This is a genomic window from Cupriavidus sp. BIC8F, assembly GCF_032465815.1.
Taxonomy (GTDB): Bacteria; Pseudomonadota; Gammaproteobacteria; order Burkholderiales; family Burkholderiaceae; genus Cupriavidus; species Cupriavidus necator.
In genome coordinates this window covers 3278668-3302380 of the sequence record NZ_CP136094.1, presented here as the reverse complement: position 1 = coordinate 3302380, position 23713 = coordinate 3278668, and the positions used below count along the sequence as shown (strand labels likewise).

The window sequence follows — 23713 nt, the reverse complement described above, 5'->3', positions numbered from 1 at the left end:
ACCGGCATCGGTTAAAAGGTGCTTTAGCTATGCGCGAGCCGCTTGCGGTGAAAGTCGCTTGGGCGGTTCTTTGGGGAGGGGATCGCGGTAACGCCGTCCTCTTACCCGATTTCTTCCCGCAATGCCTGAATGGTGAGTGCTGCATCCATGGTTCGTTGATGCCGATCCAGATCGTCTTGGCGCCGGGCTCGCCGTCGCTCTTGCGCCCAAGGAACCCCGCCCCGCCACTAACCGCATCAATCGGGCAATGCGCCACGCCACTACCACAACGCCAAGGCCCGCTCCACACGATCCATGTGCGACAGCTGCAGCGCTTCGACCTTGCAGCCGGTCTTCAGGACGTAGCGACCTCCCACCGGGCCCGATACCAATCAACCAGCTCGATGACAGCATCGGCATCCTGCGCTTGCCGGTTCGTCAACAGCCGCCAAACCACTGGCTTGACGCCGGCGGGCGCTCCGATCTCCTGGCCTCTACACAGGTGAGCGCCGGGCCGGCCAGACCCGGCAGCATCACACGTCCCCCTCTCCTGCGCCGACCCGCTGGTACTTCTCTGCGGTTGCGATGACGGCGGGCTGTTTCAACGTTGATACACACCAGGCGCATGAGGTAGTTATCGGCCCCGTCTTTAAGACGCCGCCAAATATCAGGGGTTTTTCTGCAGCCGACGCAGGCCGGCATTGCAACAGGCGGAATCCCGTGTTACGTCGCCGTGACACTCGCGCGTCGCCCACCCCGAGGCAGCTATTGCTGGTACCGGCTTGGCACGCAAAAGTTCCCGTGTGACGACTTGCCAAGCCTTGAATTACAAGAGTTTTCCGCCGTCGGTGGCGAAGCTGGCACCGATTATGCTCAAGCGTCGACTGCCTCGGCAGGGTGCCGAAGGTGAGCCTGACTACCGCCTGTAGTCGGTGTCACAAATTTCCTGGGAGCAACTCATCATGAAGAAGACTCTACTAGCCTCGGCGGTCATTCTGGCTGCCTTCGGTTTTTCAGGGCAGGCAATGGCGAACCCATGCGCGGGCTCTACCATTTCAGGCGGGGGAGTGCGAAAAGAACAAGGTGGACATCGATCAGTCGAGCACGAAGGGTGCCAACGCCGCTGAATATTCGTCGGCGTCATGGGCTAGCTACAAAGCGGTTGCGACCACAACGCTGAACGGTACGGTGTCCAACGTTACGTTGGGGGACCTCGGAAACGACCCCACGAACAATGGCAGCGCCAACGGCGGCTCCGGCGGTGACGGTGGGAGGGCTGTAAGCAGAGGCGGCCGCGGCGCTCGCGGCGGAGATGGCGGCGATGCCTATAACGAGGGCGATTCCACCGGAGGCAAGGGCGGCAAGATTGTCACCAAGGGCGGCCGAGGCGATGAGGGCGGCTATGCCTATAATGAGGGCGATGCCAGCGGCGGCCGCCACCGGATTATCACCAAAGGTGGCCGAGGTGGCGACGGCGGCTGGCCGCTAATGGTGGGGATTCCACAGGGGCAACGGCGGCAAGATTGCCACAAGAGGTGGCGAAGGCAGCGAAGGCGGAAACGGCGGCAATGCAGGTAATGCCACCGGCGGTAATGGCGGCGCCGGCGGCAGTGGCGGTGGGACTTTGCCCATGCCGGCATCTTCGACATGTCGAACAATATGACGAGCGTCAGGGCCGGTGCCGCGGGCATCACGATGGTTAGCCAGAACGCCATCGGGTCGCTTACCCAGCAGGCTGTTACCGTGCAGGCAAACTTCAAGGTGGGTAACTAGCGGTTGCGTCGGCACCGCGCGGGGCGGGCGGATGGCCGGCCCGCGCGGTGCCGGCCGCAATGCGGCACCTGACCGGCAATACGCACGTCATCAGACGGGGACCGCGGCCTTACCGGCTTGCCTCGCGCGGGTCCGGGCACGCCAACGGTTTCCCGTCTCACTGGACGCCTGACTGATTTCGGCGCAGCCGGCTTGCCGGGGCACGAAAGACCAAGAGACTCAGCTCGAAAAACAGAAGGGGGCGACACCATGCACTCGCTTCGCATCGGCGCATTGTCGATAGTATTCCTGCTCTGGCATGGCCTGCCGCTTCACGCCGAGCCACTGCCAGCCGAACCGGCGCGGGCGGGACTCAGCGCGCCCGGTGGCTTCGGCGCACCGGTTAACGTTGAAAGGCTTGCCAGTGCTCGCGGTGGCGCTGACCAGGTCGAAAACGATATAAACGTGCGCGGCAACGTGGCCAACAACAGTGCACGAAACGTGCGCACTGGGGACAATGTCATCACTGGCGGCTCGTTTGCCGGAGCAAACGGCCTCGTTAGCGTTGTTCAGAACAGCGGGGCCAATGTACTGATCCAGAACTCGACCATCGTCAACATACAGTTCAAGCCATGACACCGCGCAGGCTCCTACTGTCGTCTGCCCTGCTCCTGGTCTGTGCCGGCGGCGCGCCCCGCGGCACAGGCCGCGGAAAGCCTCGTACGGGATGCGGGCGGCAACTACCGCATGCAGGTCACGAGCTTGAGGGAGGCGCGCTTCAAGACCACCATCCGCCAGCAGTACGATTTCAGTTGCGGTTCGGCGGCGGTAGCGACCCTGCTGACCTTTCAATATGGACAGCCTGTTTCCGAACAGGAAGTGTTTCAGGAAATGTACGCCCGTGGCGAGCAGGCCAAAATCCAGAGGGAAGGATTTTCCCTGCTTGACATGAAGCGCTTCCTTGCGTCGCGCGGCTTCCTGGCCGACGGTTACGAACTGCCCCTTTCAAGCTGGAGGAAACGCAGATCCCCGCAATTGTGCTGGTGGTCGAGAATGGATACCATCACTTCGTGGTGGTGAAGGGCGTGCAGGGCAACCGCGTCCTGGTCGGTGATCCTGCCTTGGGTACGCGTGCGCTGTCGCGCGAACACTTCAAGCGTATCTGGGACAGTCGCTTGCTGTTCGTGATCCATAACCGCATGGAGATGGCTCGTTTCAACCAGTACGCCGACTGGCGCGTGGCGCCGACTGGCCCGTACTGGATGGGAGTAAATCGGGACAGCTTGTTCTTCACTGTCATGCCTGCGCATGGCAGTAGCGATTTCTGAGAAACCATCATGCTCCAAATATACGCGTCGCATCCGGCTGTCTGCCGACGCAGCGCGGTCGGGTCGATGACCATGGCGATGCTGCTTGGCGCGGGCATGGCGCACGCCGGCGAGCAGCCTTTGCCTGACGCTCTCGACGCGGCTGCCTCCCCGGTGCAGGCCGTGCTGGCCTCACTGGATGCAAAGGAAGACAACCCACGCACCGCCACCGCGCGCGGCGCAATGGCCGGCTGGAAACCGGTCGCAAATGAACAGCTGGATGAAATGCGCGGCGGCTTTGATGTTGGGGGCTGCAGGTTTCGTTCGGTATCGAACGCATGGTGTTCATCAATGGCACCCTGGCGGTTGCAACCAGCATTACCATTCCGGATGTCAGCAAGATCACGGCCGACCAGGCGGCAAAGCTGGCAGCAGCGCTTGGGCCGTCGATCGTGAACGCGACACAAGCCGCCGTGAACAACTCGCCCGCGAGCAACCCGGCCACTGCCGGCACGCCGGTGACTACGATTGTCACAGGTGCAGGCACAGGCCAGGTCGTCACCAACGGCGTGCTGAACGTTGTCCAGAACGGTCCCGGTAATTCCGCGGCTGTAGGCACGCTGGCGGGAGCGCCGGCGACAGTGATTCAGAACACATTGGACAACCAGAGCTTCCGGATCCTGACTACAATCGATGCGGGCGTGAATACGCTACAGGCATTCCGGTCACAGTTGGCCAACGCAACGCTGAACAGCGCGCTGCTGCGCGCCGCCAGCATGAGGTAGAGCAAGCCATAGCGAAGCGCAGGAGGTAGCAGGCGCCTGCACAACCAGTCTGCCGTCCCGGGGGAGGAAGACGACATGAAGAAGCGGTCGATGCAGGGCATCCGTAACGCCGGGTGCTCGACCTTGCTATTGCTCGGTGGGCTTGCGCAAGCCCAGACGCTGCCCGATGCCGGGCCGCCGGCCGCCGGGCTCGAGTCCTTGCAGAAGGAGATGGCCGACCAGGCCGCGCAACTGGAGGCGATGAAGCGGGCGCTGGCGGAGCAGGAAGCTACCATCCGCGAGTTGCGCAGCGTGATCGGCACGGACGTGCTGGCGCGCAAGCGTGGCGGACAGCGAGCGGGGCCAGCCATCACACCTTCGGATGCTGCAACCGCGGCGGCGACTGCCGCCGCCGGGGCTAGCGCCTCGCAGGCGGTGCCCGTGGGGACCGGCGCGCCCCAGCCGGCTGACCAGCAGCCTCCCCAGATGGTTGCGCAGCCGCAAGAAGGCCAGCCGCAGCAGGGGGAGTCCGCCGATCCACAGACCGTGGCCGGATCCACCGGGGAGCCGGTAGGCAAGCCGCCCGAGCGCGAGACGCGGCCGCCCGAAATTGCCCCGATTTTCGACCAGCCTGGCGTGTTGACAGGGGCCGGGAAGCTCATTGTCGAGCCCGGCTTCCAGTACGGCTATTCGTCCAACAACCGTGTTGCGCTGGTTGGCTTCACCGTCATTCCGGCCATCCTGATCGGATTGCTGGATGTGCGCGAGTCAAGACCTCGACTTATATCGAATCGATTGCCTTGCGCTACGGCGTGACCAAGCGGCTCGAGATCGAGGCCAGGGTGCCCTACGTGCAGGTCTCCGGCTCCACGGTCAGCCGGGAGATTTTCCAGCCTTCCACAACCAACAACGTATTCAATGCCAGCGGCAAGGGGCTCGGCGACGTCGAGGCCACGGTTCGATACCAGCTCAACTATGGCAATGAAAGGTTGCCGTTCTTCGTCGGCTGGTTGCGCTATAAGTCAATACCGGCAAGGATCCGTTCGAGGTCGTGACCGATTGCGTGACGCGCTGCATTGGGAATATCACGGGTACCGGCCAGCCGCTGGGCCTGCCGACCGGCACTGGCTTCCAGGCGATCCAGCCTGGGATGACATGGCTGCTGCCGACCGATCCGGCGGTGTTCTTTGGTACCTTCAGCTATCTGCATAACTTCGCCCGCAACAATGTCAGCCGTACTGTGCTGAATGGCGAGAAGGAGTTCCTCGGCAAGATCGCGCCGGGGACATCTTCGGGTTCAGTTTCGGCATGGGCCTCTCGCTCAACGAGCATTCGTCGTTTAGTATCGGCTACGACCAGAGCATCATCTGGCCGACCAAGCAAAACGGGCAGACGGTTCCTGGCTCGGTGCGCCTGACGCAGGGCACCCTGCTGGTGGGTTATTCGTACCGCTTCAACAACCGCTATACGCTCAACCTGTCGGTGGGCGCGGGGCTGACCCGCGACACGCCCGACCTGCAGGTCAATGTGCGCTTGCCGATCACTTTCTGACGGGCACAGCCCAGCGGGGTGTCAATATCTCGGTAGGGGTCTTTAGAAATTGGAAATCAAGGCCCGATAGCCGCAGCGCAGGCGCGCGCATCCGCAGAAAAACACGGCGCGCAGCCGCCTGCGGGTACACGTTGCGGCGGCAGCGTCGGGCGGCGATGCCGCCGCGCCGGCTCCAGCCGTGTGAGCAGCGTCGCGAGGAACGTCGCCTCGCCCCCATCGCGCCGCTGCCTTCCAGCGCCAGTGCCCGCAGCGCGCGCAGCTTGATCGCGCGCCAGTGACGCTGGCGGTCCTCGGCCTGCGCGGCGGCGTCGAACTGCCGCTCGATCGTGGCAATGCGTGCGCGCTACAACCACGCCAATCACACGGCGCGCGCGGAACCTGCCCTTGGCCGAGTTGCTCGAGCTCGGCCAAGGGCTTTGAAAATCGTCGCCCAGGCGGAGTTGGAAATCCTTGACGGTCTCTTCCGACACAAGAATGCCATCGGGCGTACGCGCGAGCAGATCCAGCGTTGCTCTGGCATCTCGGCTCTCGAAATAGGCGTCCGACATTCTTGTCGCTGCCGCGATGTGCGTCGCGTCGATCCCATACAGGTCCTGCAGATCGGTGCCGACGTATGCAAGGCGGTGCTGCATCGGCTGGGCAGCGCTGACGCCAGCCGGCCGGCGAGCTCCTTGAGCCTGATTGACGCGGGCACCTGCGTCGACCCGGTGACGGTGACATCTGCGCCATTGGTGAGCTCGGCATCGATGCGCGCCTGGGCGTGGTAGGTGGCGTTAAAGACCGCAGTCGAGGTCGCAAAAGCAAAGGCCAGCGCGACCAAGACAATGCCCTGCGTCAGGCGGCGCCGCTGCCGGCTGATGGCCGCGGCAACGACCCCGGCTGAGGTTACCCCGCTTTGATGGACAGATCCGCATTGGAATTTTATGTCGATGGGTTTTCTCCTTGATATGGGGCGGTGTAGGCCCGGTGTCGCGACGGATTCTTGACACCGACAGATAGCTTTTCAAATTCCTGCGGGGAGCGATAGCCCAGGGCGCTGTGCAGGCGATGTAAGTTGTACCAGCCCTCGATCCAGGTAAACAATGCCTGACGGGCGGCGTCGTGCGTGACGAAGTGCGAGCGGTTCAGCAATTCGCACTCGAGCGTGGCGAAGAAGGCCTCGCACATCGCGTTGGAGTTCGCAGTCAACTACGCCCGTGAGCGACGCTGGAAGCCGACGTTTTCAGGTAACTCATCCGTTCCATCCCCTTCATTTGCAAGAATTCGAACTGGTCCTTCACGCCCAGAACTGGCATGAGGACAGGGTCTGGTTTCACGACGCGAATGGCCAACTGCGGGCGCTGCCCGCCAGTTGGACGAGCGTCGTCGGTGAGGACCCATTCAACGTGGTCGCTGCCGGACGCGCCTTGTTTCGCGTGGAAGAGCTGCTGGAGCTCGGGCGACTGATCGCCACGCTGGAACCATGAGCAAACACGAAGATGCGTAAAGCTAAATACGACGCTTGTGTAAAGTCAACTATGCCGGATGAAGTTTTCCGTGGGTACCTCTCTACAAGTGTTTTCGCACTAGGAGTCCGTCGGACTTGAGCCCGGGCGAATCCGAATGATCGGTGCGACGAGATTTTTGGACGGCAATCGCGCTGATCGAACGCTCTTGATGGTTGACGAGGCACTGTGATGGCACATTGGAGCGCCTTAGGGGCTCGGCTTTGGGTAGTCGAGGCGCACTTTGCTATCCAACCGCTCGCAGAACGTGCATGCGCTTGATGTTCCAGGCCATGGTCACAAGACTCCATTCGCCTTGCGCCTTGTCCAGCCCGCGCATGCTCATCTGGCGCCAACCCATTACCCGTTTGATGATGCCGAACACCGGCTCCACCGTCTGCTTGCGCAAGCTGTAGAGGGCGCGCCCGGCTTGTGTGCCCAGTCGGTGCGCCATCTGCACAACCGGGTCCGTGGTCTGGGGCTGCGGCACATCGGGGGCAAAGCGCTCCAGCACAGGGGCATGATGCGGCTCCCGCCTTAGCGCCAGCAGCGGCTCGATCCCTGCATCGTGGCACGCGATCACGTTGGCCTGACTGAAGAAGCCGTTGTCCGTGATCAGCGTGCGCACCTCGCCCAGCACCGCAGGCAACGCCGCGATCTGCTCCAGCGTGGGCACGACTTCGCGCTTGTCGTTGCACGCCTGGCTCACGTGCTGGGTGACCACCATCATCGTCTCTGTGTCTACCCGGCTTGCGCGTTGTAGCTTTGTTCGAAGCCACCCCCGAGACGGGCATGATGCGTGACTCTTCATCCGTGAGGTTCACCTGATCGCCATCCTTGGGCCCCGCCTCTGGTGGCTCGGGATCCTTGCCGCGCGGCTTCTTGCCAGCGTCCCGCTGAGACTTGCGCTTAGCCGTCTTGGCCTCGTACTCCTGCTGTTCGAGTTGATGACGCTCGGCGGCGCGCTGCTCGATCTTTGCCTTGGCCAGCGCCATCGCGCTCAAGCGGTCTTCGCGTCGAGCGATCTCCGCCGGCACGTCCATGCCATCCGGGATGGCTGCGCGGTCGCTGTTCTCGGCCAGCGCAAGCAGGGCCTGCACTTCCTGTCGTAACTGCGCCTCGATCTTTTGGGCATGACCCCACGACAGGGCGCGGTGCTTGCTCGCGTTCGCGTCGATCTTGGTGCCGTCCAGCGCAATGTGCCCGAGCTTGAGCAGTTTCATCTCGCGCGCCAGCACCAGCACCTGCACAAACAGCGCCTCCACCTCCTTCAGGAATCGACGCCGGAACGTCGCCAGCGTGTCGTGATCCGGGTGGGTGTTGGCTGCCACATAGCGGAAGGCCACCGAGTCGTAGGTCGCGCGTTCGAGCTTGCGGCTCGAGTGCACGCCATTGGCATAGCCGTAGATCAGCAAGCCCAGCAACGGCGGGATGGTGCGCCGCCGAACCCCGGCCCGCGTATTGGCGTGTCAGTTCGCTCAGATCGAGCTGCTCGATGACTTCGACTACGAAGCGCGCCAAGTGATCATCGGGCAGCCATTCGTCCACTGAGGGCGGCAACAGGTACGCGGTATCTCGGTCTACGGGAACGAAGCGGCTCATCGGGTAGGTCTTTGGTTGTGCGCCAGCGATTATCTCGGACAACGTCATCTTGCGGAAGACTGCAAAGCCCGACAAACTCCTAGGGAATTGCGACACGTGCTGCTTGCCCGCGGCGTGTCGGTAGTTAAGTTTCAGCGGGCAGCGAAGTTCGTTCTTGTCTTGTCACATACGGTACTAGCATGCTGTGACCTGCTGTACGACCAGCAGTTTCCTACCTGGACAGGCGCGATGAGTAATCGTCGGGTCTGAAGCTCCGGGGACAATGTACCCGTCGAAAGACGTCATGATTCGGCGACGAATGGTGGCACGCTGCAAGCCGCAACGCGGTGTAGGGACTAGGAAATTTCCGCATGCGCAACAGATGTGAATCGCTGATAAACCTCGTCAATTCCGATGGGCCAAAGCGGCTGGTAGGCCTGACCAAAAGGTAAGCAGCCGGTTGCTCCTTTGATCAGTAGGGGCACGTCGTCATCAGGGCTGCCGGGGGATAGGCGGGCGCTAAACGGAGAGTCCTCGGACTGGAGGTATCGCCGAGGTCGGCCAGAACGGGAACGTGGTAAGCCCGATTCGGCTCTGTCGCAGTAAGCCTTCGGTAGAATGTGCCGGTGTCAGACTCTCGATGTGTGGACAGCGGTGATGAACCCAGAAGTGGCGAAAGTGCTGAAGCGTCTGCATTACCCGCTGGAGGTGATGCTGACCTGTGTGCGCTGGTACGTCGCCTATCCGCTGAGCCTGCGCCATCTGGAAGAAATGATGGCCGAGCGAGGCATCTCGGTGGACCATTCGACCGTGCACCGCTGGGCGCTGAAGTTGCTGCCGGCACTGAACAAGATCTTTCGCCAGCGCAAACGGCAGGTGGGCAAGAGTTGGCGCATGGACGAAACCTACATCCTGGTGCGTGGCCAGTGGAAGTACCTGTATCGGGCCGTCGACAAGGCGGGCAACACCATCGACTTCCTGCTGCGGGCCCAGCGTGACAAGGCTGCGGCGCGGCGCTTTTTCGAGAAGGCCATCGCGCAGCACGGCCAACCCGACACGGTCACCATCGACGGCAGCCCGACCAACCTGGCCGCACTGCGCGACATCAATGCCGGGCAGGCAACCCCCATCGTCGTGCGGCGAGTCAAATATCTGAACAACATTGTCGAGCAGGACCATCGGGCCATCAAGCGCCAGACTCGACCAATGCTCGGCTTCAAGGACTTCCGCTGCGCGCGCATCCTGTTAGGCGGCATCGAGTTGAATGAAATGAACGCCTCCCACCTCCTCACGTGCCGACGGCATCAGAATGCCCAAGGCGGAGGATCATAAAGATCTTCACAGGCAAACCGGAGGGTCAGAAATGCAGCTTACGCCAGTTGGGATCGACATTGCAAAGAGCCTGTTTCAGGTGCACTACGTGGATACGGAATCTGGAGAGATTGTAAACAAGCCGATCAAGCGAGCGAAGTTTCTCGAGCATTTCGCGAACCGTGCACCCTGCCTGATCGGCATGGAGGCGTGTGGTGGTGCGCAACACTGGGCGCGGCAGTTCGCAAAGTTGGGGCACCAAGTGAAGCTCATGCCGGCGGAATTCGTCAAGGCGTTCAACGTCCGCAACAAGAATGATGCAGCGGATGCCCGGGCGATCTGGCTGGCTGTGCAGCAACCGAGCAAAGCGGTGGCAATCAAGACTGAAGCACAGCAGGCAGTGCTGGCGCTGCATCGGATGCGACAGCAACTGGTGAAGTTCCGCACGATGCAGATCAACAGTCTGCGCGGACTGCTGACCGAATACGGCGAAGTGATGGGCAAGGGCCGGGCTGCGTTGGACAAGGCGATGCCGTCTGTGCTGGGCAGGGTATCGGATCGCCTACCGGCATTGTTGATCGAAATGCTGCGTGAGCAGTGGAACGGGCTGGTGAAGCTGGACGAGCAGATCGCAGAAATCGAGCGGCGGTTGCGGCAATGGATGCAAGAGGATAAAGCGGTCAAGGCGATTACGGAAATTCCGGGCGTCGGCATGCTGACGGCGACCGCTGCAGTGGCGACGATGGGCAATGCGAAGTCGTTCAAATCGGGACGGGAGTTCGCGGCCTGGATCGGCCTTGTGCCGAAGCAAACGGGCTCAGGCGGCAAGGTGACGCTGCTAGGCATCAGCAAGTCAGTATGACTCCCGTCGCAGCGAGGCTGGCCGCCGTGGGGAAGTAGGCGCGGGTTAGCATTGCTGCCAGAGCCGCATTGAGTGAGCACGAAGCCCCTACTCAACGGTTCTTTCCGACGCGGAGGCCAGCATGAAAGACGATAGCACGTTGTACGTGGGACTGGACGTTCATAAGGATTCGATCACGGTTGCCTACGCGATCGGCATGAGCGAGGTGGAGCTGCTCGGCAAGGTGGGGACGACGGAGGCCGAAGTAGATCGTCTGTGTAAGCGGCTGCAGTCAAAGGCCGGGCGTGTCTCCGTAGTCTACGAGGCGGGTCCGTGCGGATATGGCCTCCATCGGAACCTTGTCGCGAAGGGGCTCGATTGCATGATGTGTGCGCCGTCGCTAATCCCGCGCAAGCCTGGGGAACGCGTCAAGACCGACCGGCGCGACGCAATCAAGCTGGTGCGCTCGCTGCGAGCAGGCGATCTCTCCGCCGTGCATGTACCGACCGTAGAAGACGAAGCGTTTCGGGACCTGGCGCGAGCATGGTCTGCGGCCAGGGAGGATCTCAAGCAGGCACGACAAAGGCTGAAGTCTTTCCTGCTTTCGCACGGCGTCCATTATCTCGGTCGTGCGAACTGGGGCCCAGCCCACCGGCGCTGGCTGAGCACGTTTTCGTTCGATAGTACCTGGCAACAACTGGCGTTCAACGAACATCGCCGTACCATTGAGGACAGGCTGGCGCAATGCGAACGGCTAGAGGTGGCGCTGCGTGAAGCCGTTGTCGACTGGCGGTTCTTCCCGGCAGTGCTCGCCTTACAAACCATGCGCGGCATCCAGTTCACGTCGGCGGTGGGATTGGTGTCCGAGCTAGGCGATCTGTCACGCTTTGAGCATCCACGGCAACTGATGGCGTGGATCGGTGTCACCCCTCGGAACATTCCTCAGGTGCAAAACGGCGCCAGGGCAGCATCACCAAGACCGGCAACAGCTACGCAAGAAAGCTACTGGTCGAATCAGCCTGGAGCTATCGACATCCGGCCCGCGTGAGCATTGACATTCAGCGTCGGCATGAAGGCATTCCCAAGGCCATCATAGATCGAGCCTGGGACGCACAGCTGCGGCTGTGTCGACGCTACCGCAAACTCGTGGCGCGAGGCAAGAGCGCACACGTGGCGGTCATTGCTGTCGCTCGCGAGCTGGTCGGCTTCATCTGGGACATTGGGCGATTAGGCATGACCCTGGCCGTAGCGCGCAGCGCTTAGCAGCGCGTAGCAGTAGACGTAACCTGACAGACACTTGGGAGAGTTTCCTGAGGGGCGGCGTAGCCCGGTATTCGAGTAACCCGCGTCCGCGTTTGGCAACGGCATCAGCCGACTTGCGGAGCAAGAAAGCGGCAGGCTCATGAGACGGACCTCTGTAATGCGGTAGCCAACCCGCGAATATCAGCGTGATCCACCGTCGACATTTACTGCTACGCCGCCCTTCAGGAAATTCGTGAACGCCTATGAAGAAGAAGACCTGAAAACCCACCCTATTGACACGGGAAATGGAATGAACGCCTCCCACCTGGGAGGCGGTACCCACCAACCACGGTGGATTCTGGCGAGGTAGAGGCATTGGCCGTCTGGGGGGATGATGAGGATCCTAGACCAACCGGAGATTCAAAATGAAACTCACGCCAGTGGGAGCAGACATTGCAAAAAGCGTCTTTCAGGTGCACTGGGTCGACCAGGACTCCGGCGAGATCATGAGCAAACCGTGCTTATCCGGTTAGCTCCCAGACCTACTAGATGTAGTGGGTAGCGATTTTTTGGCATAGAGCTCGGCATAGGTCGGCGCGGTGACGTCACCAGCGATGCCGAGCAGGGGAGCGAAACGCGTTGAAGGGATAGAAACGGCGGTTGAAGCGGAAGGTGAATTCGTTGAGATAGGCTTGTAGGTGCTGCGGGCTGACACCGTGATGAATACCGCGCAGCCAGGTCTTGAGATTGGAGAACACAAGGTGAATGATCGGCAGGAAGGTTTCGGCCACTTGCATGTCACCGCGCTGCGCGATGGCGATATGGCCATAGCCGCGCTCGCCCAGCTTGGCATAACCGCTCCAGTCGTCGGTGATGATGGTTGCGCCGGATGCAACGGTACGCTCGATGAATCCGTCCAGCGACCGGGCACTTCGGTCAGGAACCAGAGCGAGCCGAACTCGTCCGGCATACCGTGCGCTCTTGCGTTTGTTGCGGCTGCCGGCAAGCTTGCGTTGCCGAACCTCGACAGCGCCGGCCACAAGAACCATGTCGTGCACGCCCCTGCCTTTGCCGCGAGTACGCCCACCGACGTAGGCCTCATCGGCCTCGACGTGTTCCTCAGGCTTGCCACCGATCCGATCCTGGTCGGGGCGCACCATGCCGGCGCGCAACTTGTGGAGTATCTGGAAGGCGGTCTCGTAACGCGACAGGCCGAGTTGGCGCTGGAACTGAACGGCCGACATGCCAGGCGTCTGACTGGCGACCAGATACGCCGCCCAGAACCAAACCGACAGCGGTGTGTGCGTGCGCTCCATGACGGTGCCAGCAGTGAGGCTCGTGTCGCGTGTGCAATGGCGACAACGGAAAACGCCGGGGCGATTGGCAAAGCGGTACGGCTCATCAATCAAGCCACAGTGGCCACAAATGAACCCATCGCTCCATCGAGCGCGCTCAAGGTAGGCCATGCATGCCGCTTCGTCTGGAAACATCCGCTGAAACTCCGGCAGCGAGCCCGGAAACGGCAGATCGCCTCGGTCAAGCACGTCAATAACCATGGTTGCCCCGGGTTGGCACAGATGCCCAACATACTATCGGTAGGGGGCTTGGGAGACAACCGGATAAGCACGGAGCAAACGTCTTAAGCGAGCAGTCTTTCTGGAGCATTTTTCCAATCGCGAACCTTGTCTGATCGGCATGGAAGCCTGCGGTGGGTCGCAGCACTGGGCGCGGCGGCTCGTCACAATGGGTCACCAAGTGAAGCTGATGCCCGCCAAATTCGTCAAGGCCTTCAACATTGGCAACAAGAACGACCCAGCCGATGCGCGCGCAATCTGGCTGGCAGTGCAGCAGCCCGGAAAATCGGTAGCGGTGAAGACTGAAGGGCAGCAGGCCGTGCTGGCACTGCACCGGATGCGGCAACAAATGGTCAAGTTCCGCACGATGCAGATCAACAATCTGCGCGGTCTGCTGACCGAGTATGGCGAAGTGATGGGCCGGGGCCGCATTGCCCTGGACAAGGCAATGCCGATTGTGCTGGCACGGGTCGCCGAACGCCTGCCGGCCGTGCTGATCGACACGCTGCGAGAGCAGTGGAACGGTCTGGGGAAGCTCGACGAGCAGATCGCCGCAATCGAGCGGCGGCTGCGACAATGGATGCGAGAGGATAAGGCTGTCAAGGCGATTATCGACATCCCGGGCATCGGCGTGCTGACAGCGACCGCAGCCGTGGCGACGATGGGAGACCCCAAGTCGTTCAGATCGGGACGCGAGTTTGCAGCCTGGCTCGGTTTGGTACCCAGACAAACTGGTTCCGGCGGCAAGGTGCTCTTGCTGGGGATCAGTAAAAGGGGGACACGTATCTGCGCACGCTATTGATTCACGGCGCTCGCGGTGTGTTGTACAACGCGAAGGATCCCGGGGCATGGGTTGAGCGCATCGGAAAACGCCGACCACCGAACGTTGTACTCGTAGCCTTGGCTAACAAAATGGCTCGTACAATCTGGGCGATCCTTGCCCATGATCGGCACTACGAGAAGGATTTCGTAAGTGTGAAACCCGCATGAACGGCGTACGCCGAGCAGAGAACATTAACCGTCCGCGTCGGAGGGATATGTTGAAGAGGTTGCGTTGGCGATTGAGTGTGATGACGAATCAGGTCGGACCGTGACTTGCTAAACCTGTATATGACTCAGAGCTTCGAGCTCTTACGGGAAATGAGGTGCGAGTCAGCGGATTTCATCGGGGCCCGCAGCCAACCACGCTGCAACCAGGCCGGATATAAAGCAGCAACCCAACCTGTTACGTCAGAGGGTTCTGTCGCGGTAAGCGGGTTGAGGTGTGACGCGCCCTCTGCTGTGCTGCGGCTTATGCAGCCAGGGAGTAGAACTGCTCAGCAGCGGACGGATTGCTCCCCTGGGGGCTCTGCATCTGGCCCTTGGCGATCATGTGCATCAGCTCGATGCCGCCCAGCAGGATGCGGGCGCAGCGAAAATCCTTGAACCCCAGCATCGGCCGGGTCAGGCGCTTGATGGCCCGGTGGTCCTGCTCGACGACGTTGTTCAGGTATTTGACTTGCCGAACGGCGATGGGCGTTTCCTGCCCGGCGTTGAGGTCATGCAGTGCCGCCAGGTTAGCGGGACTGCCGTCGATCGTGACCGTGTCGGGCTGACCGTGCTGCGCGATGGCCCGCTCGAAAAAGCGCCGCGCCGCGGCCTTGTCGCGCTTGGCACACAGCAGGAAGTCGATGGTGTGACCCGCCTTGTCGACGGCCCGGTACAAGTACTTCCACTGGCCGCGCACCAGGATGTAGGTCTCGTCCATTCTCCAACTCTTGCCCACCGGGCGCTTGTGCCGGCGGAAGATCCTGTTCAGTGCCGGCAGCAGTTTCAACGCCCAGCGGTGCACAGTCGAATGGTCCACCGAGATGCCACGCTCGGCCATCATCTGTTCAAGATGACGCAGGCTCAGCGGGTAGGCCACGTACCAGCGCACGCAGGTCAGCATCACCTCCAGCGGGTAATGCAGACGTTTCAGTACCTTCGCGATTTCCGGATTCATGGCCGATCACACATGCTGAATTTCACACTTGGCAATTCTACCGAAGGCTTACTGCAACAGAACCCATTCTTCTCACTGTAACCGGCATCGAGAAATGCTTTTAGTTCGACTGTGCTCGGTCGCCCTCGATGGACGAACATTGCACGTGTGAAGTCCACCAGCGCGTGAAGCCTTGCATCCAATACGCCCCCCCGTCACGAATTGCATTTATGACTTCTGGGGGCGCGTTGATGACGGTAGTGGCGATGCCGCTATGCATCGCCACTGAGTAGGAACCGCCATTGGCAACGGATAGTGCCAGAGTATCACCTCTTGTTCCAGTGGCGTCAGGGAACACTCCTGACGGAATTGGGTGTAGCTGTAAAGGTATGCATCAAACAACCCCGGTGCGTTGGCCATCGCCGCATACATATTGGGAATACTGCCGACCTCGTCTCTAACACCGTCGAGAATCTCCCTGGCATTGGGGCTCGCTGTATGCAAGGTTACAAGAGGCAAGGAGAGACGGGCGCATAGAGTCATCGGGTCACCTGGTGCACAAGTAGGTATTGTTGATTTTGGTCGGATCGGTCCAAAAAGGTGCAAAAAATGCTGCAATGCGCATAAGATTATCAATCACCGGGGACAATTGACGCTCTGTGTAACCTGCTTTTGCCTGCATCGTGGAGATATCCCTACGCATCCTCATTCGGAGCCCCGTCGAGGAAAGAAAGCGGTCCGCAAAGGCCGCTGCTGGTAGCGGCGGGCTGCACAGGTATCCCTGCCAAAGATCACACCCGAGTTTCTTCAGGAAGAGTCGCTGGGCTTCGGTTTCTACGCCTTCGGCTTGTACGCGCAGACCGAAACCCCTTGCCATCGCGACAATGGTGGCCACCAGTTGCATGTCTCCGGTTTCGTCAGGTACATACCGGATAAAGCTGCGATCGATTTTCAACTTGTCAACAGGGAAGCGCCTTAGATAGGCTAGCGAGGAGTAGCCTGTGCCGAAATCGTCAAGGGCCAACTTGATACCCAGCGATTTCAGGCTGCGCAGAAACTCGACCGCCTGGCTGCCGCGCGACATCAGGCCAGATTCGGTGACTTCAAGCTCTAATCGGTCTGGCGGGAAACCTGTCTCTGCGAGTATGTCCCGCAACTGCCCTTGGACATGACCGCTGCGAATCTCCGTAGCGGACAAGTTGACGGCAAGCACCTCGATTGCTTTGCCCTCATCAAGCCATTGTCGGCCTTGACGGCAGACCTCGCGTTGGACCCACGCGCCGAGCGGCAAGATTAAACCGGTGTCTTCCAGCAAGGGAATAAACTCGGACGGGCCGACTTCGCTTCCGCCGTCCCGCGGCAGGCGAACCAAGGCCTCGGCCCCGATGACCTTGCCATCTTCCAAGTTGACCAGCGGCTGGTAGTGTAGTTCGAACAGCCCCTGCCGTAGCGCTCGTCGCAAGCGCGCCTCTAGAGCCAGTCTAGAGTTGGCTGCAGAGGTGAAGCCCGGTGCATAGGTACGCCAGGTGGCACGACCTGAGCGTTTCGCTTCGTGCATAGCGGCTTCCGCATTTCGGATCAACTCCGGAGCATGACTGCCATGCTCTGGGTTGACCGCAACGCCGATGCTAACCTGCACGAACAACTCGCCGACCGTTGGCAAGCAGAATGGCGCAGAAAAACCTCAATGAGTTGGCGGACGAACTCATCCGCCCCACGGACGTTTTCCATGTCATGGAGAACCACCACAAACTCGTCTCCGCTTTGCCGGCCGAGGATGTCGTGAGATCTCATCTGGGCCTGCAAACGTTGTGCGACTGCAACTAACAATGCATCACCCACGGCGTGACCGAGGCCACCATTGATCGTTTGGAAATGGTCAATATCGATGAATAGTACTGCCAGGCGATGGCCGCCTTGCTGCGCGACGGCAAGCGATTGCTCTAAGCGCGCACGGACCAAGAGGCGATTCGGCAGATCCGTCAATGGGTCGAAATGAGTCAGAGCTCCAGCCGATTCTCAGCCTGCTTCCAACGTGTCAAGTCGGTCAATACAGTGACATAATGCTCAGCTTTCCCGTTGTCGCCTGTGACGGTGCTGATAGACAGGAAGTGCGGCAGTACCTTGCCGCTCTTGCTTTGATTCCATACTTCCCTTGCCAGTAGCCCTCGCGCGCAAGTGTATCGTGCATCTCCCGATAAAATTCGACCGGGTGCATGTCCGAGCGCAGAAGACTGAGGGGATGACCTACTGCTTCGACCTCGTCATAGCCAGTTAAATTGCTGAACGCGCGGTTGGCCGAAACGATACGGGTATCCAGATCCATGATGATGATGCCGTCTCGCGAGCTTTCTAAGGCTGCCGCCAGCAGGTGAATCCGGGCGGCCTGTGCAGCATGCTTGGCGACAATATTGAGGCGAGTCAGCGCAAGGGAGATGTCGCCGCCGATCTCTCGCAGCAGATCCACTTCCTCGTTACGTTTGAGATCAAGCGCGTCGCTGGCGAGATGGAGCACGCCGATGAGCTCCTTATCGCACCGCAATGGAATACCGGCGCAGGCGCTCATGCCGCCCGTCAAATCTCCGATCGCCCACTCCGGAGCGATGTCATCATCCCGAAAGCTGGTGATATAAACGACTTCTCCGCGGCTCCAGGCATTGATCGGATCGCCGTTGCGGAGATCGACCGAATTAGGGACGGTGGCCTTAGTGTCTGCCTTGCGCGTTGTTATGCCGACACTATCGAACTCTTCGATCCAGGCCCGGCGGAACCCGCCGAATCGCAACGCAGCATCGCACACACATTCAAACAGCATCTCCCGTGTGGTCGCGTGCATGCTTGCCTGGTTCACGTGACTTAGGAAGCCGTATAGGCGAGACAGTTCACGCACACGCTGTTCGGCGCAGTGCCGTTCGGTGACGTCCCACGCCAGCCAGATCACGCTGTCGGTATTACCAATCGGAGCAACGCGGGCATCGAACCAGCGTTCGCTTCCATCGATTGTCAACCGGTATTCGTATGCCGTGGTGCGTCGGCTAGAGAGCGTTCCCCTGACGACACTGAGGCAGCCGTCGGCGGCGTCTGCCGGCAAGATATCCGTGATTTTGCGTTGCAGGATCGCAGTGGCTGGCTGAAGAAGTAGCTCGGTCTCGCTGCCAAATACTTCAAGATACCGCCCTCAGCATCGAGCAGAAAAGATACGCCAGGCATCGCCGAAACAAAGGCGCGAAGCTGTGACTCCCTCTCGGAGAGTTCTTCCAGGGCACCGGCACGACGTCGCTCGGATCGCGCGAGTAACGCAAACAGGACCAGTGTCAGCAGGCCGACAAGCGCGATATTCAATGCATCGAGCCGATGCAATGCGCTACGCCGGGCAGCGATCTCTCGAAACAGGATGCTCTCCACTTCTGACGCCGCTTGCTCGACCGCTCTGTAATGCATCCGCAATTCGAGCTGCGTAGTACTGCGTGGATTAGCGAGCCTCTGACGAATGGCAGCAGCCATCCTCTCGAGCTTGACACCATAAGCGATTGCGGCGGCATCGATGCGGACGGTGGAGCGCTGCGTGACGGCGAAATCAGCAAGTTGGCCGTTCCCTTCCACCAGGCCACGGCCGGCCTCACGCGCGAGCGAGACTTGCAATCAGCAGACCCTGGGTCGAGGAAGGATCGCCACTTAGGATACTCTCCAGGTGCAGCTCGGCCGCAGTGGCCGCGCGGCGGCTCTCAGACAGACGGTCGAGGGCGATCAAGCCTTCGCGTAAGGTCTGATCGGAACGGTAACTTGACCAGGCCATCAGCACCGCCGTGATGCAGACGAACACCGTGAGCGCTGCCAAGAGTGGCACCGTACCCGGAGTTTGGTTCGAATGCCTGGTCATTGTCATGGAGCGCCCGGTGCAACTGCAATATTGTCGGCGAGAAGCCCGAACCGCCGCATCAGTTCCAGATGCGCGGGGCTACCCACGAAGTCCGCCAAGGCATGATCGATAGCATCGCGTAGTCGCTTATCCTCTAGCCGCATGGCAAAGGCCGGGGGCCAGGGGAATATTGGTCGCGCGCGGTATCCGGCCTAATGAGTTCGAATACGCCAGCCTCTGCCCTTGGCATCAGGAAATGCAGCGATACGGATGAGAGCATCAAAGCATCTGCAAGGCCTGTTCTAACTGCAGCCGCCGCTGCAGCCGCGTCCGGAAAGGCTTGGATTTGCCCATCTGACAAAGCGGCTTTATGCGCCAACTGCTGCTCGACCGAGCCATCGATAATGGCCAGCTTTGCGGTCGGTAGCGCTGCTAAGTCACTTAGCGATCGAAGATGGAGAGGATTGCCATAACGAACTAACAACCCTGGTTGAATTGTTGCCGTTGGGCGAGTGAAGAGCACGCGCTGCGCGCGCGCAGGCGTGACGAACATGCCGGCGGCGATGATGTCAATGCGACCGCTCTCGAGTTCGTGAATGAGACTAGCGAGATCGGCCTGCATCCATACCACATTCTCCCTGCCGAGGGAGCGCAAAGCATGACGCAAGACCTCCGGCGCTTCGCCGGTAACTCTGCCATCTGCTTCGACCATCGCGAATGGTTCTTCGATGGCGTACCCTACTCGCAACGCTTGGCCACGTTGATAGCGGGTCAGCGTGTCCTCATGGTTCATGTCGAACACAAATATTGCTAGCGACACAGTGACTAGGCCCGCCAGCGTGGCCGCCAAGAGGTAAGGCCGTCGCAACAGCTTAATCAAATGCATGCCTGCCGAGTAGAAGGTCATTAGCACATCCTCGACAACCAGGATCGGAGGGAGGTTCGGATCATTAGCTGGGTGTTTTATTCGCAAGCTGGTCCAGTGCTGGACAATAGGAGTCGGGAGCCGCATTGGAACATTGATTCAGAAGGCCGTGCAACTCGGCTTTCATTGTCTGAAATTCGGATAGCTTGGCTTCGATCATTGCTAGACGCCGTGCGATCACGCCACAGATTGTCTGACAAGAGGAATCCCGCCCAACGAGAATCCCGATGTCAGCAAGAGAAAGCCCACAACTCTGGGCACGGCGAATTAAACGTAGTTGCCGGAGGTGAGCGGCCTCATACCGGCGCTGACTACCATGTGGCTTATTAGGAACATTCAGTAAACCCAAGGATTGATAGTAGCGGACGGTTTCAACGCCGACACCCCCATGCTGCGCCAATTGACCAATCGTGTAACTCACCAGCTTGACTCTGTAGTTCACTACGGAGTTAGAGTCTTTATGCGCAGAGGGCAGGGACTCTTAGTCCGGAGATTCAATATTGACCCAGCAGGATGAATTTATTTTTTTATAGACTGTAACAAAACGTTAACAAGATCACAAGTTATCGAAAATGCAACATCACTCGTGATTTCCTCGTTCCGGCAATCGGAGTTACAGCATCGCTGCCCTTCCATTTACGTAAGGCTGTGGGTCAATTGATGATAAATAGCTGAGAACGCCCGGTCAGGCGCAATTCGCCACAACGGCGACCACCGGACATAGTGCTCCGGGGGCAGAGACAGCCGCCATTTGGCCTGATCTTGAATTGCAGCGCCATCAAGTCTGCGTGCCGCCGCCGATTCGACTAGACCGAAGCGTACCGCCCGCAGAGCGGCGAGCGCTGCGAGTTGCACTTCCAGCAAGTTGCGCCTCCGCCAATCCTCCGCTGCTCCTGGCCGATTGCGCTTGAGACGGCGCCGTTGCAAGGCTACGCTCGCCTGGAGCGACGCTATCAGGACGTCAAGGCTGTCAAGGCGGGAGATGTTAATGATGGCTTGATGATTGTTTGGCATGATGCATGAGGGCGAGGCCCGATGAAAAGGTCCGATGACAAAGGCTTGCCGGCTAATGGCCAAAGCGGCAACGCCGTAGCCCAAAATTCGCCGCATTTCGCTATCGGATGAGGCGATCCCAGCGACCATAGTGCTCACGGCTGCGCCATCCGCGTGGCAGCGTGTTGCCGATGACGGCATAGTCGGCAACGGGAGGATAAGTGCATTCCCTTATACAGAAGTAGGACCGCCTCGGCAGCCGAGCATGTAGCCTGAGGCTGCGAAATTTTCGAGGTAAGGGGTTGTTAACTTCGCCAGACTCGCGTTTACTCGAATTTTCGCGCAGCAATGAGCAACGAGTCGGGGGCATGGGTGGACGAGGAATTTGAGAGTCTGGATCTTGGTGATCCGCGGCGGGATCGGCGCGCCAAGGAATTGCTCAAGCGGTTTGCGGCCCTGCCCACGGCGAGCATCCCCGGCGCATGCGACGACTGGTCGCAAACCGTTGGGGCATATCGGTTTCTCGGCAATGAGCAGATCGATTGGCGGGACGTGATGCAGCCGCATTGGGAACGCACGGCGGACAGAGCTGCGCAGTTTCCGGTAGTGCTGTGCATCGCTGATTCGACCGAGTTGAACTTTAATGGCCAGGAGATGGAGGGGTTGGGGCCGCTGAGCTACGAAGCCCAGCGGGGCATGTATCTCCATCCGACCTACGCGGTGACGCCAGACCGGGAACCGCTTGGGGTGATCGATGCTTGGATGTGGGCTCGGGAACCGAAGGACGCCGACGGCAACCGCGGCGGGATCAAGGAAAGCGTACGCTGGATAGAAGGGTATGAACGCGTTGCGGAACAAGCCGCGCCATTGCCCAGGACACGACTGGTGTATGTGACGGACCGCGAGGGTGATATTGCCGAATTGATGGCGCGCGCCCAGGAACTTGGCCAACCAGCCGACTGGCTGATCCGCAGCCAACACAACCGCAACCTTGCTGAGGGCGGCAAGTTGTGGGATAGCGTCGGCGCCAGCCCGGTACTCGGGGAAATCACCTTTATCTTGCCGGGGCGTGCAGGCCAGAAGGCGCGCGAGGTCAAACAGGAGCTACGCTCCCAACGTGTGAAGCTGCCGGGTCTGGTCGGCGCGGAGATCACCTGTGTAGAGGCAAGGAGATCGAAGCGCCCGCGGGCGTCAAGCCAGTGGTTTGGCGATTGGTGACGAACCGTGAAGCACAGGATGCCGATGCCGTCATCGAGCTGGTTGAATGGTATCGGGCCAGGTGGGAGATTGAGATGTTCTTCCATGTCCTGAAGACTGGCTGCAAGGTCGAAGCGCTACAGCTATCGCAGATGGATCGTGTGGAGCGGGCCTTGGCGTTGTATATGGTGGTGGCGTGGCGCATTGCCCGGCTGATGCGATTGGGCAGAACCTGCCCGGATCTGGATGCGTCCGTGTTCTTCGACGCTGACGAAATTCGGGGAGCATACGTGCTTGCCAAGAAAGCTCGCCCGAAGACACCGGTCACACTCAATCAGATGATTCGGCTGGTTGCTTCCCTGGGTGGGTTCCTTGGGCGCAAGAGCGATGCCGAGCCCGGCGCAAAGACGATTTGGATCGGCATGCAGAGAACCATGGACGCCGCCCTCACCATTCAAGCACTGCGGGAAGAGTCATGACTTCCGTATAAGGAAATGCCTTAAAAGGAGAATCCTATGCTAAAGACGATGCCGCCCTCCAAGGCATACCGGTTACTCGAATCGGGCCCCATCGTATTGGTGTCGACCTCCACTGGCACGGAAAACAATGTGATGACCATGGGCTTCCACATGATGCTACAGCATGATCCGGCGCTGATCGCATGCGTCATTGGCCCCTGGGACTTTAGTTACCAGGCGCTTGTAGACACTGGAGAGTGTGTCATCGCATTGCCCACGATAGACCTAGCCGAAAAAGTCGTTCACATCGGCAACTGCTCCGGCCAGGATATCAACAAGTTCGAGGCCTTTGAACTGACTGCACTGCCTGCCAAAACCGTGCAGGCACCACTTATCGCCGAGTGCATCGCCAATCTGGAATGCCGCGTCGTCGATCAGACGCTGACCGGACGTTACAATTTATTTATTCTGAAGGTTAACAAAATCTGGCTCGATGAAGATCGCGCAGAACGCAGGCTCATTCATCATGCGGGCGACGGTGTTTTCATGGTCGATGGCGAAACGATCGACCTGGGACTGCACATGACGCGCTGGCGCTACCTCATGGATTAGCCAAATTGGTGCCAACCACCCCCTGCTCGAAGAAATCCTGGACGAAATCTGACTGACGACATCCATGGAGCTCAGCGGCATCGCAGCTGGCCTTATGGCTGTGATGAGCGCTTTCAGACTGAAGTCCATCACGCCCTCGATAGGACACCCGGGGTTCGCCCGCGCGTCACCGAAGGCTTCAGCGGTCAACTCCAGCGGCTGGACGGCGTGCCGCTTGTGCTGCCGCCCACGCCGAACGGCCTTCGCTTTGCCATGGGCCAGCATGCCCGCCAGCAAGGCATAGCGCCGGATGTCGCGCTTGAGGTGGAGTCGCTGACCAC

Annotated in this window: 15 protein-coding genes and 10 pseudogenes; 11 read left to right on the top strand and 14 right to left on the bottom strand. The window is 60.1% G+C overall.

Going from position 1 to position 23713, the window contains the following annotated elements:
* Positions 1 to 101: 101 nt before the first annotated feature.
* Positions 102 to 526 (bottom strand): annotated as a pseudogene (locus RS901_RS15290) (IS4 family transposase); the annotation flags it as partial.
* Between the two features lie 1475 nt (positions 527 to 2001).
* Between RS901_RS15290 and RS901_RS15285 the strand changes: the two are divergent.
* The 4 genes and pseudogenes from RS901_RS15285 (at position 2002) to RS901_RS15270 (ending at position 5353) form a co-directional block, all read left to right on the top strand.
* Positions 2002 to 2367 carry a hypothetical protein gene (locus RS901_RS15285; RefSeq protein ID WP_316149637.1) on the top strand — a complete coding sequence of 122 codons (366 nt, stop codon included), beginning with the start codon at positions 2002 to 2004 and terminating at the stop codon, positions 2365 to 2367.
* Positions 2368 to 2478: 111 nt separating this feature from the next.
* A pseudogene (locus tag RS901_RS15280) lies at positions 2479 to 3059 on the top strand (C39 family peptidase).
* A 317-nt stretch (positions 3060 to 3376) separates the two neighbouring features.
* Entirely contained in the window at positions 3377 to 3823 is a 447-nt protein-coding gene (locus tag RS901_RS15275; protein ID WP_316149636.1) for a hypothetical protein, read from the top strand.
* Between the two features lie 75 nt (positions 3824 to 3898).
* A pseudogene (locus RS901_RS15270) lies at positions 3899 to 5353 on the top strand (acetate kinase).
* 56 nt (positions 5354 to 5409) lie between these two features.
* Here the strand turns inward: RS901_RS15270 and RS901_RS15265 are convergent.
* On the bottom strand, positions 5410 to 5985 hold the full coding sequence (locus tag RS901_RS15265) for a hypothetical protein (RefSeq protein ID WP_316149635.1): 576 nt from the start codon (positions 5983 to 5985) through the stop codon (positions 5410 to 5412).
* A gap of 367 nt (positions 5986 to 6352) precedes the next feature.
* Positions 6353 to 6535 (bottom strand): annotated as a pseudogene (locus tag RS901_RS15260) (integrase core domain-containing protein); the annotation flags it as partial.
* 14 nt (positions 6536 to 6549) lie between these two features.
* Here RS901_RS15260 and RS901_RS15255 point away from each other — a divergent pair.
* A complete protein-coding gene (locus RS901_RS15255; RefSeq protein WP_316149634.1) occupies positions 6550 to 6819 on the top strand; it encodes a DUF5372 family protein in 270 nt (89 codons plus the stop codon).
* Between the two features lie 265 nt (positions 6820 to 7084).
* On the opposite strand, the pseudogene RS901_RS15250 reads toward RS901_RS15255, so the two are convergent.
* Positions 7085 to 8439 (bottom strand): annotated as a pseudogene (locus RS901_RS15250) (IS1182 family transposase).
* 636 nt (positions 8440 to 9075) lie between these two features.
* Between RS901_RS15250 and RS901_RS15245 the strand changes: the two are divergent.
* From RS901_RS15245 to RS901_RS15235, 3 genes and pseudogenes are all read left to right on the top strand, one after another.
* Positions 9076 to 9750, top strand: a complete 675-nt coding sequence (locus RS901_RS15245) for an IS6 family transposase (protein ID WP_316149633.1) — start codon at positions 9076 to 9078, stop codon at positions 9748 to 9750.
* 31 nt (positions 9751 to 9781) lie between these two features.
* Positions 9782 to 10582, top strand: a pseudogene (locus RS901_RS15240) (IS110 family transposase); the annotation flags it as partial.
* Between the two features lie 130 nt (positions 10583 to 10712).
* Positions 10713 to 11833: pseudogene (locus RS901_RS15235) on the top strand (IS110 family transposase).
* 508 nt (positions 11834 to 12341) lie between these two features.
* Here RS901_RS15235 and RS901_RS15230 read toward each other — a convergent pair.
* A pseudogene (locus RS901_RS15230) lies at positions 12342 to 13368 on the bottom strand (IS1595 family transposase).
* Positions 13369 to 13441: 73 nt separating this feature from the next.
* Between RS901_RS15230 and RS901_RS15225 the strand changes: the two are divergent.
* Positions 13442 to 14376: pseudogene (locus RS901_RS15225) on the top strand (IS110 family transposase); the annotation flags it as partial.
* Between the two features lie 301 nt (positions 14377 to 14677).
* Here the strand turns inward: RS901_RS15225 and RS901_RS15220 are convergent.
* The 9 genes from RS901_RS15220 to RS901_RS15185 all read right to left on the bottom strand — a co-directional run bounded on the left by RS901_RS15220 (position 14678) and on the right by RS901_RS15185 (position 21285).
* The gene (locus RS901_RS15220) at positions 14678 to 15370 is read right to left on the bottom strand and encodes an IS6 family transposase (RefSeq protein ID WP_316149632.1); all 693 of its coding nucleotides are present in this window, start codon (positions 15368 to 15370) and stop codon (positions 14678 to 14680) included.
* A 526-nt stretch (positions 15371 to 15896) separates the two neighbouring features.
* Positions 15897 to 16988: a GGDEF domain-containing phosphodiesterase gene (locus RS901_RS15215; protein WP_316149630.1), complete on the bottom strand. Its 1092-nt coding sequence runs from the start codon at positions 16986 to 16988 to the stop codon at positions 15897 to 15899.
* Positions 16928 to 17311 carry a diguanylate cyclase domain-containing protein gene (locus RS901_RS38850; RefSeq protein ID WP_410054177.1) on the bottom strand — a complete coding sequence of 128 codons (384 nt, stop codon included), beginning with the start codon at positions 17309 to 17311 and terminating at the stop codon, positions 16928 to 16930. Before RS901_RS38850 ends, RS901_RS15215 begins: the two co-directional genes overlap by 61 nt.
* A gap of 85 nt (positions 17312 to 17396) precedes the next feature.
* Positions 17397 to 18464, bottom strand: a complete 1068-nt coding sequence (locus tag RS901_RS15205) for a PAS domain S-box protein (protein ID WP_316153522.1) — start codon at positions 18462 to 18464, stop codon at positions 17397 to 17399.
* Positions 18353 to 18991 carry a hypothetical protein gene (locus tag RS901_RS15200; RefSeq protein ID WP_316149628.1) on the bottom strand — a complete coding sequence of 213 codons (639 nt, stop codon included), beginning with the start codon at positions 18989 to 18991 and terminating at the stop codon, positions 18353 to 18355. The genes RS901_RS15205 and RS901_RS15200 overlap by 112 nt, the downstream gene beginning before the upstream one ends.
* Positions 18969 to 19187 (bottom strand): hypothetical protein, encoded by a 219-nt coding sequence (locus tag RS901_RS15195; RefSeq protein WP_316149626.1) that lies wholly within the window; start codon positions 19185 to 19187, stop codon positions 18969 to 18971. Before RS901_RS15195 ends, RS901_RS15200 begins: the two co-directional genes overlap by 23 nt.
* Positions 19188 to 19362: 175 nt before the next feature.
* Positions 19363 to 20115, bottom strand: coding sequence for a transporter substrate-binding domain-containing protein (locus RS901_RS15190; protein ID WP_316149625.1), 753 nt, complete (start codon positions 20113 to 20115; stop codon positions 19363 to 19365).
* A gap of 43 nt (positions 20116 to 20158) precedes the next feature.
* Positions 20159 to 20554, bottom strand: coding sequence for a MerR family transcriptional regulator (locus tag RS901_RS38845; protein ID WP_410054120.1), 396 nt, complete (start codon positions 20552 to 20554; stop codon positions 20159 to 20161).
* A 215-nt stretch (positions 20555 to 20769) separates the two neighbouring features.
* Positions 20770 to 21285, bottom strand: coding sequence for a hypothetical protein (locus RS901_RS15185; protein WP_316149624.1), 516 nt, complete (start codon positions 21283 to 21285; stop codon positions 20770 to 20772).
* A gap of 189 nt (positions 21286 to 21474) precedes the next feature.
* Between RS901_RS15185 and RS901_RS15180 the strand changes: the two are divergent.
* Positions 21475 to 22802, top strand: a pseudogene (locus RS901_RS15180) (IS4 family transposase).
* Positions 22803 to 22838: 36 nt separating this feature from the next.
* Positions 22839 to 23393: a flavin reductase family protein gene (locus RS901_RS15175; RefSeq protein WP_316149623.1), complete on the top strand. Its 555-nt coding sequence runs from the start codon at positions 22839 to 22841 to the stop codon at positions 23391 to 23393.
* Positions 23394 to 23713 lie beyond the last annotated feature (320 nt).

Coding starts and splice junctions, on each gene's coding strand:
- RS901_RS15285 (WP_316149637.1), top strand. CDS start 2,002: ATGCACTCGCTTCGCATCGGCGCATTGTCGATAGTATTCCTGCTCTGG.
- RS901_RS15275 (WP_316149636.1), top strand. CDS start 3,377: ATGGTGTTCATCAATGGCACCCTGGCGGTTGCAACCAGCATTACCATT.
- RS901_RS15265 (WP_316149635.1), bottom strand. CDS start 5,985: ATGCAGCACCGCCTTGCATACGTCGGCACCGATCTGCAGGACCTGTAT.
- RS901_RS15245 (WP_316149633.1), top strand. CDS start 9,076: ATGAACCCAGAAGTGGCGAAAGTGCTGAAGCGTCTGCATTACCCGCTG.
- RS901_RS15220 (WP_316149632.1), bottom strand. CDS start 15,370: ATGAATCCGGAAATCGCGAAGGTACTGAAACGTCTGCATTACCCGCTG.
- RS901_RS15190 (WP_316149625.1), bottom strand. CDS start 20,115: ATGACCTTCTACTCGGCAGGCATGCATTTGATTAAGCTGTTGCGACGG.
- RS901_RS15175 (WP_316149623.1), top strand. CDS start 22,839: ATGCTAAAGACGATGCCGCCCTCCAAGGCATACCGGTTACTCGAATCG.